Raw genomic sequence first — 19,223 nt, forward strand, 5'->3', positions numbered from 1 at the left:
CGAGCGCCTCGAAAAGGTGCTGAGCATGAGAGCGAAAGGAGAGGGAGGCGATTGCCTCTCTCTCCTTTTTTGCATTTGGCTGTTTGCCTGGCTCCAGCAGGGTTATAAGCGCGGCTCGGCCAGATGACTGCCGATATAGCGGGCCCGCTTGTGGGACTTGATGCGGCTCACATCGACCCACACCAGCCCATCGATGCAGTGGTTGAAGTCGGGGTCGATGCCAAAATCCATAAACTGGACGCCGCCCGGCTCGCACAGCTCGGAATACTGCTTGTAGAGGGTAGGGATGGCGCAGCCCAGATTGTCGAGACGGGCCTTGAGTGCTTTGAGATCGGCGCCGTAATCCAACCCCTCGAACAGAGGTTGCGTCTCGGGGTAGGGGCGGCGGGAGGGGGCCAGCGCAAGCTCGGGGGCAAAGTGCTGGCGGTAGAAGCTCACCAGCAGATCCTTGGCCGCCGGCGGCAGGCTACCGGAGAGCGACACAGGGCCAAACAGGTAGCGGTAGCGGGGATAGCGGGCCAGATAGGCACCGATGCCGAACCAGAGATAATCGAGCCCCCGCTTGCCCCAGTAGGCGGGCTGGATAAAGCTGCGGCCAAGCTCGATGGCCTGCTCCAGCCGGGGCAGCAGCTTATCTTCAAAGCCGAACAGGGTGTGGCTGTAGAGGCCATCCTTCCCCTTGCTGGCCAGCAGCTCCGCCACAGGGGCGAACCGGTAGGCACCGATAATATCGAGCCGGGCCGGATCCCAGAGGATCAGGTGGTGATAGTCGTTGTCAAAGCCATCGAGATCCCGCCGCTTGCCAGACCCTTCCCCCACAGCGCGAAAGGCGATCTCCCGCAGTCGCCCCAGCTCGCGCAGGATCACCGAGTGACTCAGTTCATGGCGGCGGTAGAGGTAGATCCCCTGACCATCCGGGGTGGTGCCGAGCTGTTCGCAGCTTTCGATGGCCTGTTTGAGCTGGCGGCGATCCTCCGGCAGGGCGATGGGGGCCTCGGTCTGCAGCCGTCCCGCCTTGCCACGGCCAATCCGGTAGAGGTGGTTACGCACCAGCCGCGCCGCCGTCTTGGCGGGTAGATCCTGAAAACTGCCGAGTGGAATGCGCGCCCCTATGGTCACCGGCAGGGTCTGCCCCTGCTGGCGAAACAGCTGACGCACCAGCAACAGGGCGGAGGCGGGCTTGTTGAGCCAGGAGGCGAGATAGAACCAGAGGCTGTTGCGCCCTCCCAGATGGATGGGCACCAGCGGGGTGCGGGTGCGCTGGGCCAGCTTGATAAAGCCTGCCTGCCAGGGGCCATCTTTCACCCCCTTGAGGCCAAGCCGGGATACTTCGCCTGCGGGGAAGATCACCAGCGCCCCTTCATGGGCGAGGTGTTCGTTCATGGCGAGGATGGCCTGTCGATCGGTCTTGCCCTCCATATTGTCTACCGGCAATAGCAAAGGGCGCAGCGGCGCGAGCTGGGCCAGCAGCTGGTTGGCGACGATCTTCACATCGGGGCGGATGCGACCGAGCAGTTGCAGCAGCGCCAGTCCATCCAGCGAGCCGATGGGGTGGTTGGCAACAAGAATGACCCGGCCGCTGGCGGGAATATGCTCCAGTTGCGCCTCGCTGACCCGATAGTCGAAATCGAGCTGGGTCAGCGCCTGCTCGACAAAGTCGAGGCCGCGCAGGTGCGGGTAGCGGGCGGCAAAGTCGGCAAAGGCACGTTCGTTGAGCAGCCAGCCCAGCAGCCGCTTGAACAACGGGGTAAGCAGGGGGTAGCCAAGCAGGCGGGGGAAGTGCTGGGTCAGCAGGGTATCGATAGTGAACATCTGGAGGGCTCCGGCGATCCGTTGCTCCCAGCATGATGTGGCACTGTTCCCGCGACATGTCAGCGGGATGACAGTTTGATGGCAGCGGCAGCCAGTAGCTCCTGAGCGACCCTCCCCGGTTTCCCTTTCTTGATGGGTGATGGCCAGATAGCAAGGGGGGCGCCGGTAAACCGGCTCCCCCCTTGGTTGTCATGGTAATCGATTAACCGCGCCAGGCTGCGGTGAGGCGTACCAGCTCCACCAGGGTGGCGACCGATTTCTCCATGGATTGCAGCGGGATGAACTCGTGCTTGCCGTGGAAGTTGTGGCCACCGGTGAAGAGGTTGGGGCAGGGCAGGCCCATAAAGGAGAGACGGGCGCCATCTGTACCGCCGCGAATGGGTTTGATCTTCGGCACCACGTCGGCGGCTTCCATGGCGGCCTTGGCCAGCTCGACGATATGCATGTGCGGCTCGATCTGGCTGCGCATGTTGCGATAGCTGTCGGTCAGGGTCAGCTCGATGCGGGCCTTGGGATACTCGGCCTGCAGGGCGGCCACCCGGTTCTGCATCTCGGTCTTGCGCGCGGCGAAGCGCTCGTCGTCGAAGTCACGGATGATGTAGTGCAGGGTGCTCTCCTCCACGGTGCCGCTCATCTGGGCCAGATGGAAGAAGCCCTCATACCCGTCGGTGCACTCCGGGGTCTCGTCGGCCGGCATGGCGGCGTGGAAGCGGGCGGCCAGGGTCTGGCTGTTGATCATGCTGCCCTTGGCGGTGCCGGGGTGGACGTTGTTGCCGATAAAACGAACTGTGGCGCTGGCGGCGTTGAAGTTTTCATACTCCAGCTCGCCCAGTTCGCCGCCATCCACGGTATAGGCCCACTTGGCCGGGAATCTCTCCAGCGGGAACAGGTTGGCGCCACGGCCAATCTCTTCATCCGGGGTAAAGCCGACCCAGATATCGCCACGTGGGATCTCGGGGTGGGCCTGCAGGTGGTCGATGGCAGTGAGGATCTCGGCGATACCCGCCTTGTCGTCGGCGCCAAGCAAGGTAGTGCCGTCGGTGGTGATGAGGTCCTGACCCAGGTAGTTTTTCAGGAAGCGGTAGTCACGGATGGCGAGCACCTCGTCACCCTTGCCAAGGCAGATGTCGCCGCCCTGATAGTTTTCGATGATTTGCGGCACTACGTGCTCCGCCTCGTAGTCGGCGGTGTCCATGTGGGCAATCAGGCCGATGGCGGGGGCGTCCGGCTGGTTGCCCGGCAGGCAGCCGGTGAGGTAGCCGTGCTCATCCAGGGTGACCTGGCTCAGCCCCAGCGCCTTCATCTCTTCTTGCAGGGCGCGGGCAAAGATCAGCTGGCCTTCGCTGCTTGGGCAGGCTGGATTGGTCTCATTGGAGCGGGTATGAAAAGTTACGTAACGCAGAAAACGCTCAAGCAGGGTATCCATTAGTCAGCCTCTAACCGATTGTGAGCGGTCATTGTGGCCAATCCGTGCGGGGCACTCATTGCGTCAGCGCAGGTTTTTCCCATTTTTTGACGCAAGGGAAGAGCGGAGAATGTGCTGCGCGCGGGGCAACGTCCGGGAGGGAGATCGCATAAATGTGGCATTTATTGCGATATTTAGGCGCTGGCGGTGGCGACCAAATTCCCCTCAGCCACCGCACAGCAAGGCGTCAGCCCAACCATGGCGTTTTCACACACTTTTCAAGGGGAAACCGGGCTGTCGCATAACCTGCGCCATCCCAGAGCCCGCCTGCCCGCCAGCAAGATTTGATCGACTTATTAAAAGGGGATTTTGAACACTATTTTTTATTGTCACTGCCCGCGGTAAGTGTGTACACTCCGCGCCGATCCAAGGGCAACCCTGAAGCAGGCAGAGCCGCCAGAAACCCGACCGATCATACGCCTATAGGGCGAGGCACGCAGAAACGACAGACACTGCTGGGGAATGGTTTCTTTAATACCGGTTAGGCTCCGGTATCAGGGAGAACAACAGACTCTCATCCTTCATTTGACCGAGTGGGCCACCGGCTCATCATCTTCCCTTGTCATGGGCGGTCACTGACGGTGAGGTGGGCTGTGGTTGTTGTCGTCTATCAACACGCATGCGTGCTGGCGCCTTCGCTTCTCTTCCTTGGAACCCTCTCCTTCTGTCGGGATCGCTGCCGAATGATGAACTGACGGCGTGGCTGATGTCGTCTGTCATCAAAGTACCGCGGCGCCACGGCATAGTGGCACCGCATACCGTTGAGCTTGATGTAAAGCCACCAGCCCCACATCAAGACTCGTTACTTCCCCAAGATCCACCAGGCAGCCTCTGGCTTGCCGCGATGTGCAAAGCGCTGGTTTGGGTGGCTGCGTCTCGTGATGGCAGCGCTCGCCGTACTCTGCACTAGATGGTCTGGATGTGATTGAGGGTAACGAAGGCGACTTTGGGTCGCTCATTTGCGAGGCATAGCCCATGACTAACTGGTCCAGCAAGGACTCCTTGAAGGTCTACAACGTTCCCTACTGGGGTGCGGGTTTTTTCAATATCAATGACGCCGGTCATGTGACCGTCGCCCCCGACAAATCACGCCCTGACGCGCATATCGTGCTCTCTGACGCCATCGAACAGTTGCGTCAGTCCGGGCTGACCACCCCCGTGTTGCTGCGCTTCCCCGACATTCTCAAGAGTCGGGTCGATGCGCTGTTCAACGCCTTCGGTCAGGCCATCGAGAAGTCAGGCTATGAAGGGGACTACCTCTGCGTTTACCCGATCAAGGTAAACCAGCAGCGTCGTGTCATCGAGACCATCAGCCAGTCCTACAGCGACAAGCCCCGGCTTGGCCTGGAAGCTGGTTCCAAACCGGAACTGCTGGCCGTGCTGTCCCATCACCATGAGCAAGGCTCGGTGATCGTCTGCAACGGTTACAAAGACCGCGAATATATCCGCCACGCCCTCTTGGGCAACCTGATGGGCCACAAGGTCTACATCGTGGTGGAGAAGCCCTCCGAACTGGAAATGGTGCTGGACGAGTCAGCTCGTCTCAACATCAAGCCCAACATCGGGGTGCGTGCCAAGCTCGCTTCCACCGGCTCCGGCATGTGGGAATCGAGCGGTGGCTCCATGTCCAAATTTGGTCTCTCCGCCTCCCAGATCCTGGCGCTGATCGAGCGTCTGCGCGGGCTGGGCAAGCTGGATTGCCTGCAACTGCTGCACTTCCATCTGGGCTCCCAGATCGCCAATATTCGCGACATTCAGGGCGGCATCCGCGAGTGCGGCCGTTTCTACGCTGAACTGCGTCGCCTCGGTGCCAACATCGAAGTCGTGGACGTCGGTGGTGGCCTGGGTGTTGACTACGAGGGAACCCGTTCCCAGAGCCACTGCTCCGCCAACTACAGCCTCTCCGAGTACGCCAACAACGTGGTATGGGGTATCGGCGATGTCTGCCGCGAGTTCGACCTGCCGCACCCGACCATCATCAGCGAGTCTGGCCGTGCCCTGACCGCTCACCACGCCGTGCTGGTTACCAATATCATTGGTGCCGAAGGGGTGGAGATGAACGACATCAGCGCGCCGGACGAAGATGCGCCGACCATTCTGCAGAACATGTGGAAAGGCTGGCTGGATCTGCGTAGCGAAGATCCCTCCCTGCTGGAGATCTTCCATGACTCGGTGGCCGATCTGGGTGACGTGAATACCCAGTACACCATGGGCCTCTTGAACCTTGAACAGCGTGCCTGGGCCGAGATGCTGCACCAGAACACCTGTCTGGCACTCAAAGAGATGCTCAACCCGGTCAACCGCAACCACCGTGCGCTGGCTGACGAGCTGAGTGAAAAGCTGGCGGACAAGTGCTTTGCCAACTTCTCTCTGTTCCAATCCCTGCCGGATGCCTGGGGTATCGGTCAGGTATTCCCGGTGATGCCGCTGGCTGGTCTCGATCGTCCGCTCAGCCGTCGCGGTATCCTGATGGATATTACCTGTGACTCCGACGGTCAGGTCGAGCACTATGTTGACGGTCTGGGGGTCGAGAGCACCCTGCCGATGCCGGTCTACGGCGAGAACGAAGAGTGCCACGTCGGCTTCTTCCTGGTCGGTGCCTATCAGGAGATCCTGGGCGACCTGCACAACCTGTTCGGTGACACCCACTGCGCGGAAGTGTGGCTGGACGAAGAGGGCAAGATGGACATTCGCAACGTGGTGCGTGGCGACACCGTCGACCAGCTGCTGCGTTACGTCAACATCGACCCGTCCGTGATCCGCGAGAACTACCAGCGGATCGCTGCCCACCCGGCGCTGGACGATGCCACTCGCAAAGCCCTGCTAGACGAGCTGGAGCTGGGCCTGCAAGGCTACGCCTACCTGGAAGACGAATAAGCCTTCTGTTTGCCCCTCGCTTTTGAGGGAAAATGAAAAACGGCGCCTGCGGGCGCCGTTTTTGTTGCCGGGGGGCCATCCGGCAATATGACGGGGCACTCGGCCCATCTTCATTCGGATAACCGATGCTGGCTCAAGGCATCCGCAGGCCACAGATCTGGCAGATATCTGTCCCTTTCAGCTGCTTCCCTTGATCTGCATCAAGCTTGAACCTAGGTGGTTATTTTACGGTCAGGAGTGATGTTGATGGGATGTAACAAAAGGATGTGCATATGGAACTGAAAAGGGACCCGAGATGCTATACCGACGTCTGTATCGACGGTAAGTGGTATCACTACGACCACTGCAGCACCAACGTCTACATGCTGATGGGAGGCGCCGCGCCGAGCCTTCAGCTGGCCTATGAGCCGAGCAGCGAAGAGGAGCTGATCGAGATGCTCCAGCAGCTGGGACGCTTCTAAATCACCGAATTGATGTCTTGCCATATGGCCATCGGGCGCGTTGCCACGATGGCCACCACTCTTTACCGCTGTACCTAATCTCGGCGGGTTTTATTGCCCAATAACCCCTTGCCAATCTCCAGCATGGCGACGGCCGCGGCGTAGCTGCTATCGGACTTGCCTATCTCATCCGCCACATAGAGAAAATTGGATTGGTACTTCTCGACGGCCTCCCGTGGACTGGTCGCGTCAATAAAGTCCTCCTCCACCTCGAATCCTTGGGTCAGCAGTGCCGCCTTTTCACTCAGAAAAGTCGGAGATGCCATGTCGATAAAGGTGTATTGCTGCCGATTGGACGCCGGAATGGTAAAAAACTGGTATCTGGCCATAGGTAAATTCTCGCTTGAAGCGGGTGATAAATGACGTGACGCTGATTTAATCTGTGGCTCGCAGGCGGCTTGCTTGCCTCGACGTCGCAGACAGTGCGTGTCGGGAATGCCGCATTTTGTTTTCGTTCGAGACTACTTCGTTGGCGTTTGCCCGGCAAGTGGGGCGCAGAAATTTTCTGGATGATCCGAGCAATCGAGATGTTGTGGGCAGGGGCGAGACCGGGATAATGCCGGGCTCACGTTGAGCCCGGCTTGTCAGCGCTCTGTTACAGCATGAAGCTCTGTACCATGGCGCGCAGCTGTTCGGTGAGCTGGTGGATCTGGCGGGCGGCATCGCGGGCGGCGTTGGCCACTTGCAGCGCCTCGTCACTGCCATCGGAGATGCGCACCACGTTGCGTTCGATCTCGTTGACCACGGCGCCCTGCTGCTCGATGGCGCTGGCGATGATGGCGTTGGTATCGACCATTCGATCCACCTTCTCGGTGATGGCGCCGAAAGCCTGTTTTGCCTCCTGCGCCAGCCCGACCCCCTCCTGCGCTTCATGGCTGGCCGCCGACATAGCGGTGACCGAGGCGCGGGCGCCGGATTGCAGCTGTTCAATCATCTGCTGGATCTCGACGGTAGCCCCCTGGGTGCGGTTGGCAAGAGATCGCACCTCGTCGGCCACCACTGCAAAGCCGCGACCCTGCTCACCGGCCCGGGCCGCTTCGATGGCAGCGTTGAGGGCCAGCAGGTTGGTCTGTTCGGCGATGCCGCGGATCACGCTGATGACGCCGCCAATCTGGCTGCACTGCTGCTCCAGTAGGCCTATGGTGTCGGCGGTGCGCAGCACCTCGCGGTTGATATGGTCGATGGCCTTGATGGTGCGCTCCACCACATCCTCGCCCTGACCGACCACGTTCTGCGCCTCCTGGGTCATGCGGGCGGCTTGCAGAGCGTTGCCTGCCATGTCTTGTGAGGTGGCGGCCAGCTCCTTGATGGCGGTGGCGACCTGATGGGTCTCCCCTTGCTGATCGGCAATGACCTCCTGCGAGCGGCAGGTGCGCGCTTCGATCTCGGTGGCGCTCTCCACTACTGTGACGCCATTTTCCCGCACTCGCAGCATCAGGGTGCGCAGGGTCTCCAGGGTCACGTTGTAATCCCGGCTGATGGCGGCCAGCTCGTCCTGACCGACGATCTCGATATGCTGGCTGAGGTCCTGGGCGTTGACCCGGGCGGCAATATCACGCACCCGCCCCACGGTGTCGCGCAGGGAGAGATAGGCACCGATCATCAGGTAGAGGTAGAGCAGCAAGCTGACGGTCAGCGGCGCGGTGACCCACCAGAAGTGGCGCTGGTTGGCGGTCAGCCGCTGATGCAGGTCGGCCTCCAGCCGCTGGCGTACCTGGCTTGCCAGTGCGGTGATGGCCTCGTCCATCTTATCCCCCAGCGCCTGCACCTCCTTGGTGGAGAGCTGCACCAGCTGATCCTTCATCATCTTGTTTTCAATGGTCTCGACCCCCTGACGCACCAGCTGTATCAGAGCATCGGTCTGCTGACCCAGCGCGGCGCGGTAGGCCGGTTCAATCTGGTAGAGCAGGGTCAGATCGGCCTCCAGTTCCTGCAGAGTGGCGCTGATCAGGTCGAGACGAAAACGCAGGCCGCTGTAGCCCTCTGCCTGAAACAGGCCGAAATCGGCGATGGTGGCGGCGCGATCCCGCACCTGAGCCAGCAGGTCGCGCAGCTGCGGCAACCGCTCGCTGGCGAGGATCACCATGTAGTAGGTACCGAGCGCCGGATCCTGGATCAGGCTGCTACTGGCGGTAATGTGCTTGTAGAGGTGGCGCACCTCGGTCAGCAGCTTGTCGTGGCGCAGGTTGCTCTGCTCCACTTCCAGCTTGCCCGCTTCACTCTGCAGGGCGGCCCAGCCCTGCTGGATCACCTCAAAGGAGGGGTTGTTCTGGCGGGTGTCGGCAAAGGCTTGCAGGCTCTGATCAACGGCTTGTGCGGCAGCCTTGACCTGATCATCACCGACCGGATCCACTTCATAGGCGTGACGGGTTACGAGATTGCGATGGGTGAGCAGGGCTTGCTCGATAGCGGGCACGGGGGTGAGATTGACCACTCCCGCCAGCTCGCGGTTGGCCTGGACGTTGTCATCCTGCAGCCGCCCCAGCAGATTGGTCATGCTGTAGGCCAGTGGCAGCAGCATCAGACAGGACCAGAGCAGGAATTTGTATTTGAAGGAGAGCTGATTGCCCAGCCGGATGGCGGGGTTGAAAATCCATTTCATGTTAAGCCTCGATACCTGAGTGCGGGCGTGAGTCGTATTGCCTGAATAGTACTCCGAGCGGCCTCCCTTGGGTGATGGCCGGTTGCAAGTTGTGATCCCCTTGGCTTTTTACTTCCGGGCGGGGGCGCCGTCAGCCGCCCCAATAGAAAACGGGCCACCCGAAGGTGACCCGCGGTCGATAAGGGGACACCGATCAGTTGAACGCCAGGAAGGGCGAGACACAGAGCAGCAGGCCGGTGACGATGATGATGTAGAGGGAGGTGCCCTTGTACTTGTGCAGCGCCGGTACCTGATAGACCAGATAGGCCGGGATGAGGCAACCCACCATGCCGAAGATGGGGCTGCAGATGGAGGTGAAGCTCAGTACCGGTGCGTTGAGCACGATGGCACCCCAGGAGAGCATGACGGTAAACACCATGATCCCTTTGCCTACCAATCCTTTGTTGATGCGGTTTTCCGGCATGACGCGGCGCAGCAGGTTCATCGCCAGACCCTGACAGGCTTCACGAAAGCCCAGATAAACGCCGAAGTAGGCGGTCATTACCGCAAAGATATTGAGGGTCAGGCTCAGGAGCTTGAGGGTCTGGCCGGGCATCCCCTGGGCCACCATGGCCAGCGCGGAGATGTTCTCCTCGGAGGCTTTAACCGCCTGATCGTGGCCCATGGCCAGAGTGAAGGAGACCGCGTAGAAGAACACCACCACGAACAGGATGCCGAAGGCGATATTCATGGCGCGCATCGCCTTGAAGCGGGCCACTTCCAGCGACTTTTCCCGCGAGCGGTAGGAGATCACCATGGGGCTCAGGCTCTGGATAAAGAGGATGGAGGTGAGAGTGAAGGGGAGCATGATGATGGCATCCTTCATCCAGTCACCGGCAGCGGGCATGGCGGTGATGTTGGCCGCATCCCACTTGTCCACCATCATCAGGCCGAGCACGGCCACCACGCTGATCTTGGTCAGTACCATAAAGGTGGAGATCTTGAACAGCAGGTTTTCGCCGCGCGAGGCCAGCGCCACCAGACCGCAAATCAGCACCAGACCGTAGAGCGGGTTTTCCGAGAGCAGGCCGTCGGTGACGCCGAAGCTCTGCAGGAAGGAGGCGCTGTCATTGGTGATGGCGGTGGAGTAGACGAAGACCCAGATCACCAGCATCACGAAGTAGAGTGCGCCGAGCAGCACACCCCAGTTCTTGCCAAGGTAGCCGGTGATGACGCTGGGGTAATCCTTGCACTCCGGCGAAGTGGCCAGGGTGTTGATAAAGAGGCGCTGGAACATGTACATGGCGGGGTAGCCGATCACCGCCGAGAGCAGAAAGACCCACAAGCCCATCAGACCCACCTGTACCGGCAGGAAGACGATCCCTGCGCCGATGGCCATGCCGATGCTCATGATGATCCAGCCCCAGTCGGTGCTGTCGAAGCGAACCGCTTCTTTCCATTCCAGCGTGCCCATCACGGGGCTGGCGAGTGTAGTGCTATGCGCGTCCATTAAAACCTTCTTTTTTGTAGGGATGTGGGAAGGTGGCGCAAATATAGTTGAATAAAACTGTCATAAACAATGCCCATAAGAGTACTTTTGTTCAAATCAGGATGGTGATCACGGTTTATATTGAGGCCGAAAGGTGCCTTTGAACGCCATTTTTGTATCTTTTTGTTGAATGGATAAAATAAAAAGCAAATAATGTTGAACGGAATGAGATTCATGATTGCAAAAAAAATTGCACAAACAGGAGTGGCTATATGAAACGCATCATCACAGCAGCAGCGGCACCTGACGCTATCGGTCCCTACAGCCACGGCACTGCCTATGGCGACCTTATCTTTACCTCCGGTCAGTTGCCGGTCTGCAAGCAGCAGGGTGGTGTGGTGGAAGGGGGGATTGCCGCCCAGACCCGCCAGTCACTGGAAAACCTGAAATCCGTGCTGGAAGCCGCTGGCGGCTCGCTGGATACCGTGCTCAAAACCACCTGCTACCTCGCCGAGATCAGCGATTTTGCCGCGTTCAACGAGGTCTATAAAGCCTATTTCCAGAAAGATTGTCCGGCGCGCAGCTGCTTCGCAGTGAAGGATCTGCCGATGGGCGTCAAGGTTGAAGTGGAAGCGATCGCCCATATCGCTCGTTAATGCTGATAAAAAGGTTCAAGTGATGAAACAAGCGTGGCAGCAGTATCTGCAGATTATTCAACAGGTTGTCAAACCAGCGCTGGGTTGTACCGAGCCAATCGCCGCCGCCTATGCCGCGGCTGTCGCCGTCCGGCAACTGGGCTGTGAGCCCGGTTGCCTCGAGGTTGCGGTGTCGGACAATCTCTATAAAAACTCGATGGGTGTTTATGTGCCGGGCACCGGCAAGATCGGTCTGGCCATTGCGGCCGCGGCCGGTGCCATCGGCGGTAACGCCGACGCCGGGCTGGAGGTGCTGGCCGCGATCCAGCCAGAACAGGTGGATCGTGCCCAGCAGCTGATCGATGCTGGCAAGGTGCAGGTGAGCCGCACCGCCGCCCCCGAGTTTATCTTCTGCCGCGTGACCGTTTATGGCTCTGATGACAAGGGTGAAGAGCACAGCGCCGAAGTGACCCTCTGCGGCGGCCATACCCGCATCGTCGAGCAGCGCCGCGATGGCGAGGTAACCTTCACCGCCGATCAGAGCCAGGGCGGCGCCACCGGTTCCATCTGCGATGGCGTCGATATCAGCATCGCCGCCATCTACGAGTTCGCCACTCAGGTGGAGTTCGAACAGATCAGGTTCATCCTCAAAGCTTCCGAGCTCAACGGCAAGCTCTCCGCCGAGGGGATGAACAACCCCTATGGTCTCGAGATCGGGCGCACCATGCAGCAGAACATCAATGCCGGTCTTATCGGCGAGGATGTGATGAACCGCATCGTGATGATGACGGCGGCTGCCTCCGATGCCCGCATGGGGGGCGCGACCCTGCCAGCCATGAGCAACTTCGGCAGCGGCAACCAGGGCATTGCCGCCACCATTCCGGTGATGGTCATTGCCGAGCGCTTTGCGGCCAGCGAAGAGCAGCTGGCTCGCGCCCTCATCATGAGCCATCTGGGCGCCATCTATATCAAGTCCCACTATCCGCCGCTGTCGGCCTTCTGTGGCAATACCGTGACCAGCGCGGCTGCCTCCATGGCCATGGTCTATCTGGCGGGCGGCAGCTTCGAGCAATCCTGCTTCGCCATCCAGAACGTGCTGAGCGACAGTGCCGGTATGGTATGTGACGGGGCGAAAGCCTCCTGCGCCATGAAGGTGAGTACCTCCTCCGGCGCGGCGGTGCGCGGCTTCCTGATGGCCCTCAACAGTCACTCGGTGTCGGGGCAGGGGATCGTCGCCGGTGACGTGGATCAGACCATCCGCAACGTCGGCCAGATGGTGAAGGAGGGCATGTCTGCCACAGACAGCACCATTATTGATATCATGTCCGCCTGATGTCCCTGTCGGTTGCTGCCCGGCGCCCATTGTCCGGCAGCAACCCTTGCAAGAAGGTCCCATTGTGAAGCTGCAAGAGTTGAGTCCGAGCGATTTTGAGATCCTCAAGTCGATGGAGAACATTGTGGACGGCATCGCCGCCATGTATGGCCAGCACACCGAAGTGCTGCTCCACAGTCTGGATGCGCGCAATCCCTCGATCGTCAAGATTGCCAACGGCCATATCACCGGCCGCAGTGTCGGCGCCCCCATCACCAACCTGGCGATGATGAAGCTCAAGAGCGGGCAGGATATCTCCAGCCCCTACATGACCAAGTGTGCCACCGGCAAGACCCTGCGCTCCATCACGACCGTGATCCGCAACGGGGAGCACAGGGCCATCGGGTTGCTCTGCATCAACAGCGACATGGATGCCCCGCTGCAATCCGTGCTGCGCACCATGATGCCGGAGTGCATGCACCCCCATGAGAGCCATGCCACCCCGGAGGTGTTCGCCCGCAACATCGACGAAGCGCTCAACAGCACCATCGACACCGTCAGTGCCGAGGTGCGCGGCAACGAGGCGGTGCCCCCGTCCCAGAAGACCCGGGTCATCGTCAACCAGCTGCACGACATGGGGATCTTCGAGTTAAAAGACAGCGCCCAGATTGCGGCGCGCCAGCTCGGGATCTCGGTCCACTCCATCTACCGCTATCTGCGGGAGATCAAGAAGGGCTGAGCCGGTTTAATCTGGCCAAATTGGCAGCAAACGGGTCAGCCTTGACCCGTTTTTTACGCCCGTTTTAGCTTCTCTGTTTGGGCCATCCTTCGGGCTCATCTGCTATCATCTTCCCCCTTTATTTTTCTATCTCTCTGAACGTGCTGGAGAAATCATGTCTCGACTCATCTATCTGCTGCGCCATGGCCAGACCCGCTTCAATGCCGAGCAGCGTCTGCAGGGGCGTTGCAACTCCGATCTGACCGACAAGGGTGAGGCGCAAGCCATCGCCATGGGGCGGCGGCTTGCCGCAGAACTGGCGGATCCCGCCCGCTGGACCGTCTATGCCAGCCCGCTCGGGCGTGCCCGTCAGACTGCGCTGCTGGTGTGCGAGCAGTTGGGACTGATGGCAGATCGCATCGTCTGGGACGATCGCTTGATGGAGCTGGGCATGGGGGAGTGGGAGAGCTGCCAGATCCCGGCGCTGCGGCTCGCTCATCCCGAGCTCGATACCGGCAAGGGGGACTGGTATCTGCAGGCACCGGGGGCCGAGAGCTTCGAGAGTATTCAGCGCCGGGCACACCAGTGGTTGCATGATCCCGCCATCGCCGAGCGGGCCATTGTTATCTCCCACGGTCTGCTCGGTGCCATGTTGCGCGGCGTCTATGCCGATCTCGACTATGAGGCGACCTGGTCACAGGAGTTGCCGCAAGATGCTTTCTATAAGTTGCAGGATGGCCACATCACCCGCATTGCTTGCTAGTTTCGTGGACGTTGCCGCCATCAGTGCATGGACGATGCAGGCTGAAACACGCTACGGATTTTGCTTTGCGAAGATTAGACATCAACGAAATGATGAATAGACTCAAAAAGCGCATTATCAATAAGGGCATTAGCCCTTCTTCTGCGGTGATGTGTTTAAGGTCTGGTTTTGCGAACAGGTTGCAACTTGCATTGCACTATGGTGCACAGACCGCGCTTTTTAATGAGGTAAGCGGGTGATTGTATTGAAATGAGTGGTCGCGTGATGCTTGGTGTATCAATTGCATATTAAACGACCAGTGGCCTGAGTATGAGGACGACACCATGAAAGGGATCTCGGTTCGTAGCAAATTATTGATGCTGGTTGTGGTACCGCTGTTTTGTATGATTTTGCTGTGCACTCTCTCCCTTTGGGGGATGCGCCTGATGAATCAGGCTGCCCATCAGGTGAATGAAGAGGAGGTGCAGCAGTTATCCGAACTGAAGCTGATTTCAGACTTGTATGCGGTCAGTGTCGTTGATGCGATCAATAAAGCGCATGTTGGATTAATCACCCGTGAAGAGGCAAATCGTTCCGTTACTGAAGCGCAGTTAAAAGCCGCAACGGAATGGAAGCGTTACATGGCCCAGAAGATGTCTGCGGAAGAGCGGGCGATTGCGGAGTCTGCCCAAGTATTGATGAACAAAGCCGACATTACACTGGATCGTATTAAGAGTGATCTTTCATTAAAAGCTCCTCTTGATAAGGCAATTCATCAGTTATATAGCACGGTTGATCCTTTTAATGAGGAGCTGGGCAAGCTGGTTGAACTCCAGCTGAGATTTGCAGATGAGCATGTTGGTACCCTGGAAAGTCTGGCCGTTGATTTTTCATTTGCCTTCCTCTCCATCACCGGGATTGCCCTGTTCGCTTTATCCGTGCTGGGGATCTGGATTTTTCGCGGGATCAGTCAACCGCTCACCGCTTTGCGCAGAGCACTTTACAAATTGCAGCATGAGCAGGATTTGACCGTCACCGTCCCCGTCATTCGGGAAGATGAATTGGGGCAAGTCGCACGGGCGCTGAATGATATGGTTAGCCATTTCCGCAGATTGATTGGCGAAATGGATGACGTGGCCGAACAGTTATCGACAGGCGCCGATGCACTGAACGAGCTGGGGCTAACCAGTGCAGAGCAAATGGCCCAGCAGCGTCTGGAGACAGATCAGAGCGCTGCGGCGATGAATGAGATGAGCGCAACGGTTAACGAAATCGCTCAAAATACAAATAGTGCTGCAATTGCCGCCCGTCAGGCTGAAAACAAGGCAGAAGAGGGGCAAGCGGTTGTCAAGGAGACCATTGGGAATATGGCTCTGCTCTCTGGTCAATTGCAAAATACATCCACTGTGCTGCAAAACCTGGCTATCGAAAGCAATAACATTACCCAGGTGATGGGGGTTATTCGCTCGATTGCCGAACAAACCAATTTACTGGCACTGAATGCGGCAATTGAAGCCGCCAGAGCGGGTGAGCAGGGGCGTGGCTTCGCTGTTGTGGCTGATGAAGTCCGGGTGCTTGCTCAGCGCACCCAAAACTCTACCGGAGAAATCCAGAATACCGTCAACCGCCTGCAACAGAATGCAACTATGGCTGTTGATAGTATGAATATCGGATTATCTGAAGTGGAGAAGACGAATACCCTGATGCTGACCTGCGGCGTCTCTTTGGAAGAAATTGTGAGTGCGGTGGATGATCTGAATAATCTCAATGTGCAGGTCGCCGCTGCAGCCGAAGAGCAAAGCAAAGTCACCGAAGAGATGACGCGCAGCATGGTCAATATTGCCGATATCGCAGTACATACCTCGGACTCGGCAGCCCATGTATCGGCCAAGTGTCAGCGTCTTGATGAGATGGCCAAGTCAATGAGAATACAGATTAATCATTTTAAATGGCGCTCACATGCCGCTTGATATAATTCGATGACATTACCCCCAGGCCCCGAGAGTTCGGGGCCTTTTTGTATCATGTTGGTCGTACTGCACCTGCGTTGAAACATGTCATCGGTTTCCATAGATATGGGGAGATTAATTACCGGACTGATGAAGTGACGCTTTCCGAAAAATTGTGCATTTTTGACGGCAGCCGTCACCCTGAATGGCCATTTTTGCCGCAGTTCAACACATCAGAGCACCTTATCGCGGCAAGATGAGGTATCTTATGCCCCGATTTCATCCATTAAACGGATCCGAGACCCCATATGATCATCAAACCCAAGGTTCGCGGCTTTATCTGCACCACCACTCATCCGGTCGGTTGTGAAGCCAATGTTCGTCGCCAGATCGCTTATACCAAGGCCAAGGGCACCATCGAGAATGGTCCCAAGAAGGTGCTGGTGATCGGCGCTTCCACCGGTTATGGCCTGGCCTCCCGGATTGCGGCTGCCTTCGGTAGCGGCGCCGCCACCCTCGGCGTCTTCTTTGAAAAAGCGGGCACCGAGTCCAAGACCGGTACCGCTGGCTGGTACAACTCTGCCGCCTTCGACAAGGCAGCCAAAGAGGCGGGCCTCTACGCCAAGAGCGTCAACGGCGATGCCTTCTCCAACGAGTGCCGCGCCAAGGTGATTGAGCTTATCAAGCAGGATCTGGGTCAGATTGATCTGGTGGTCTACTCTCTGGCCTCTCCGGTGCGCAAGATGCCGGAAACTGGCGAAGTGGTGCGCTCTGCCCTCAAACCGATCGGCGAGGTCTACACCACTACCGCCATCGATACCAACAAGGATCAGATCATCACCGCCACCGTCGAGCCGGCGAACGAGGAAGAGATCCAGAACACCATCACCGTCATGGGCGGTCAGGATTGGGAGCTGTGGATGGCAGCCCTGCGTGATGCAGGCGTGCTGGCTGACGGCGCCAAGTCCGTGGCTTACTCCTACATCGGTACCGATCTGACCTGGCCAATCTACTGGCATGGCACTCTGGGCCGCGCCAAGGAAGATCTGGATCGCGCCGCTGCCGCCATCCGTGGCGATCTGGCTGCCAAGGGCGGCACCGCTCACGTGGCCGTGCTCAAATCCGTGGTGACCCAGGCTTCTTCCGCCATTCCGGTGATGCCGCTCTATATCTCCATGGCTTTCAAGATTATGAAGGAGAAGGGCATTCACGAGGGCTGTATGGAGCAGGTGGATCGCATGATGCGCACCCGTCTCTACGCGTCCGACATGGCGCTGGACGATCAGGCTCGCATCCGCATGGATGACTGGGAACTGCGCGAAGATGTGCAGCAGACCTGCCGTGACCTGTGGCCGTCCATCACCAGCGAAAACCTCTCCGAATTGACCGATTACACCGGCTACAAGCAGGAGTTCCTGCGCCTGTTCGGTTTCGGTCTGGATGAGGTCGATTATGATGCGGATGTAAATCCGGATGTGAAATTCGACGTGGTCGAGCTCTGAGTCTGACTCAAGTGAAAACGGGGCCCCACGGGGCCCTGTTTTTTTGGCAAAAATTCCGCTAATTTGCGGAATTTTATTATCAGCGATCACCTTTTTCCCATATCAAACCCGCTAGTCTTGCGCTGATCGGATCACAGACGGCATTGCCGAGGTACGGAAGCTATGACCACTCCAAACGAGGCGCCCAAGAAGCGCCAACTCCCCACAGTTTATACCCTACTTTTCATCATCATCGCGCTGATGGCCGCCCTCACCTGGGTGCTGCCAGCGGGCAAATATGACTATGTCACCGCCAAGACCCAGCAGCCGGTGGCGGCAGCGGCCGTGGCCGATTACAGCGGCGACGAGCGGCTGTTGCCGGTGCCTGGGAGCTACACCGAGTTACCCGCCCACCCGCAAGGAGTGTTCGAGGTGCTCAAGGCCCCCATTCAGGGCTTTCACAAGGCGGCCGACGTGGCGCTGTTCGTGCTCATCATCGGTGGTTTTCTCGCGGTGACCATGCAGAGCGGTGCGCTCGATGCCGGTGTCGGAGCCATTGTGCGCGGCTTTGCCGGGCGCGAACGGCTGCTGATCCCTGTGCTGATCGCTCTCTTTGCTCTTGGTGGTTCCACCTTCGGAATGGCGGAGGAGACGGTGGCCTTCTGGGCGCTGATCGTGCCGGTGATGATGGCGGCGGGCTTCGATCGCATGGTGGCGGCGGGCATTATCCTGCTCGGCTCCGGGGTCGGGGTGCTCGCCTCCACCGTCAACCCGTTTGCCACCGGTATCGCCTCCGGTTTTGCCGGTATCCCCATCGGTGAGGGGATTGGCCTGCGGGTCATCCAGTGGTTGCTGCTGGTTATCTTCGCCTCCTGGTTCGTGATGCGCTATGCCAAGCAGGTGCAGCAGGACAAATCCCGCTCCGTGCTGGCTGACATCACCTATGACGACGAGTTCTCCCAGATGAAGAGCGGCAACCTCGCCTTCACCGGCAAGCAGAAGCTCACCATGCTGGTCTTCTTCGGCACCTTCCTGCTGATGATTTACGCGGTGGTGCCCTGGTCGGACTTGGGGATCGACGTGCTGCCCACCTTTGGCTGGTGGTTTGACGAGCTCTCTACCCTGTTCTTCAGCGCCTCCATCCTGATTGCGCTGATCAACCGGATGCCGGAGTCCAACTATGTGGCGACTTTCCTGAGCGGCGCTCGGGATCTCATCGGGGTAGCGCTGGTGGTTGCGGTGGCGCGCGGCATCTATGTGGTGATGGAGCAGGGCGTCATCATCGACACTATTTTGCATTGGGCTGAAGGGCTGGTGAGCGGGCTCTCCTCGTCGGTCTTCATCCTGATGTCCTATCTGGTACACATCATCCTGAGCTTCTTCATCCCGTCCACCTCGGGGCTGGCGACCGTCTCCATGCCGCTGATGGGGCCGCTGGCGGACTTCTCCGGTATCTCCCGGGATCTGGTGATCACGGCCTATCAGTCCGCCTCCGGTTGGATCAACCTGTTTGCCCCCACCGCCGCCCATCTGGTGGCCGGTCTGGCGCTGGCCAAGATCCCCTACGATCGCTTCGTGCGCTGGGTGCTGCCCTTCATCATCGGGGTGGCTCTCATCACCATGGCGGTGCTGGTGGCCGGTGCCCTGCTGCACGGCTGATGG

General features: G+C 59.0%; 14 protein-coding genes. 9 read left to right on the forward strand and 5 right to left on the reverse strand.

Going from position 1 to position 19,223, the window contains the following annotated elements; all coding sequences use genetic code 11:
- Positions 1–102 precede the first annotated feature (102 nt).
- Positions 103–1,812 (reverse strand): lysophospholipid acyltransferase family protein, encoded by a 1,710-nt coding sequence (locus tag AB5Y67_RS06410; protein WP_279498496.1) that lies wholly within the window; start codon positions 1,810–1,812, stop codon positions 103–105.
- A 202-nt stretch (positions 1,813–2,014) separates the two neighbouring features.
- Positions 2,015–3,238 carry a peptidase T gene (pepT, locus tag AB5Y67_RS06415; RefSeq protein WP_199427267.1) on the reverse strand — a complete coding sequence of 408 codons (1,224 nt, stop codon included), beginning with the start codon at positions 3,236–3,238 and terminating at the stop codon, positions 2,015–2,017.
- A gap of 1,014 nt (positions 3,239–4,252) precedes the next feature.
- Here pepT and speA point away from each other — a divergent pair.
- Positions 4,253–6,154 (forward strand): biosynthetic arginine decarboxylase, encoded by a 1,902-nt coding sequence (gene speA, locus AB5Y67_RS06420; RefSeq protein ID WP_005344160.1) that lies wholly within the window; start codon positions 4,253–4,255, stop codon positions 6,152–6,154.
- A gap of 272 nt (positions 6,155–6,426) precedes the next feature.
- Positions 6,427–6,615 carry a hypothetical protein gene (locus AB5Y67_RS06425; protein ID WP_005334402.1) on the forward strand — a complete coding sequence of 63 codons (189 nt, stop codon included), beginning with the start codon at positions 6,427–6,429 and terminating at the stop codon, positions 6,613–6,615.
- 74 nt (positions 6,616–6,689) lie between these two features.
- Here the strand turns inward: AB5Y67_RS06425 and AB5Y67_RS06430 are convergent, their stop codons facing one another.
- From AB5Y67_RS06430 to AB5Y67_RS06440, 3 genes are all read right to left on the reverse strand, one after another.
- Complete coding sequence (locus AB5Y67_RS06430) at positions 6,690–6,983, reverse strand: hypothetical protein (RefSeq protein WP_042054618.1); 294 nt, start codon at positions 6,981–6,983, stop codon at positions 6,690–6,692.
- A gap of 266 nt (positions 6,984–7,249) precedes the next feature.
- Positions 7,250–9,256: a methyl-accepting chemotaxis protein gene (locus tag AB5Y67_RS06435; RefSeq protein WP_199427266.1), complete on the reverse strand. Its 2,007-nt coding sequence runs from the start codon at positions 9,254–9,256 to the stop codon at positions 7,250–7,252.
- A gap of 193 nt (positions 9,257–9,449) precedes the next feature.
- Complete coding sequence (locus AB5Y67_RS06440; protein WP_005334398.1) at positions 9,450–10,745, reverse strand: amino acid permease; 1,296 nt, start codon at positions 10,743–10,745, stop codon at positions 9,450–9,452.
- Between the two features lie 251 nt (positions 10,746–10,996).
- Here AB5Y67_RS06440 and AB5Y67_RS06445 point away from each other — a divergent pair, with 251 nt between their 5' ends.
- The 7 genes from AB5Y67_RS06445 to AB5Y67_RS06475 all read left to right on the forward strand — a co-directional run bounded on the left by AB5Y67_RS06445 (position 10,997) and on the right by AB5Y67_RS06475 (position 19,220).
- Positions 10,997–11,380 (forward strand): Rid family detoxifying hydrolase, encoded by a 384-nt coding sequence (locus AB5Y67_RS06445; RefSeq protein ID WP_005344164.1) that lies wholly within the window; start codon positions 10,997–10,999, stop codon positions 11,378–11,380.
- A gap of 22 nt (positions 11,381–11,402) precedes the next feature.
- A complete protein-coding gene (locus AB5Y67_RS06450; RefSeq protein ID WP_199427265.1) occupies positions 11,403–12,692 on the forward strand; it encodes a serine dehydratase subunit alpha family protein in 1,290 nt (429 codons plus the stop codon).
- 64 nt (positions 12,693–12,756) lie between these two features.
- On the forward strand, positions 12,757–13,410 hold the full coding sequence (locus tag AB5Y67_RS06455) for a transcriptional regulator (RefSeq protein ID WP_005334376.1): 654 nt from the start codon (positions 12,757–12,759) through the stop codon (positions 13,408–13,410).
- A 154-nt stretch (positions 13,411–13,564) separates the two neighbouring features.
- Positions 13,565–14,152 (forward strand): histidine phosphatase family protein, encoded by a 588-nt coding sequence (locus AB5Y67_RS06460; protein ID WP_150389405.1) that lies wholly within the window; start codon positions 13,565–13,567, stop codon positions 14,150–14,152.
- A 323-nt stretch (positions 14,153–14,475) separates the two neighbouring features.
- Complete coding sequence (locus tag AB5Y67_RS06465) at positions 14,476–16,101, forward strand: methyl-accepting chemotaxis protein (RefSeq protein WP_123172693.1); 1,626 nt, start codon at positions 14,476–14,478, stop codon at positions 16,099–16,101.
- 287 nt (positions 16,102–16,388) lie between these two features.
- Positions 16,389–17,582: an enoyl-ACP reductase FabV gene (gene fabV, locus AB5Y67_RS06470; protein ID WP_005361765.1), complete on the forward strand. Its 1,194-nt coding sequence runs from the start codon at positions 16,389–16,391 to the stop codon at positions 17,580–17,582.
- A 162-nt stretch (positions 17,583–17,744) separates the two neighbouring features.
- The gene (locus tag AB5Y67_RS06475) at positions 17,745–19,220 is read left to right on the forward strand and encodes a YfcC family protein (protein ID WP_064340993.1); all 1,476 of its coding nucleotides are present in this window, start codon (positions 17,745–17,747) and stop codon (positions 19,218–19,220) included.
- Positions 19,221–19,223 lie beyond the last annotated feature (3 nt).

The organism is Aeromonas sp. s12 (assembly GCF_040907925.1).
GTDB lineage: Bacteria > Pseudomonadota > Gammaproteobacteria > Enterobacterales > Aeromonadaceae > Aeromonas > Aeromonas veronii.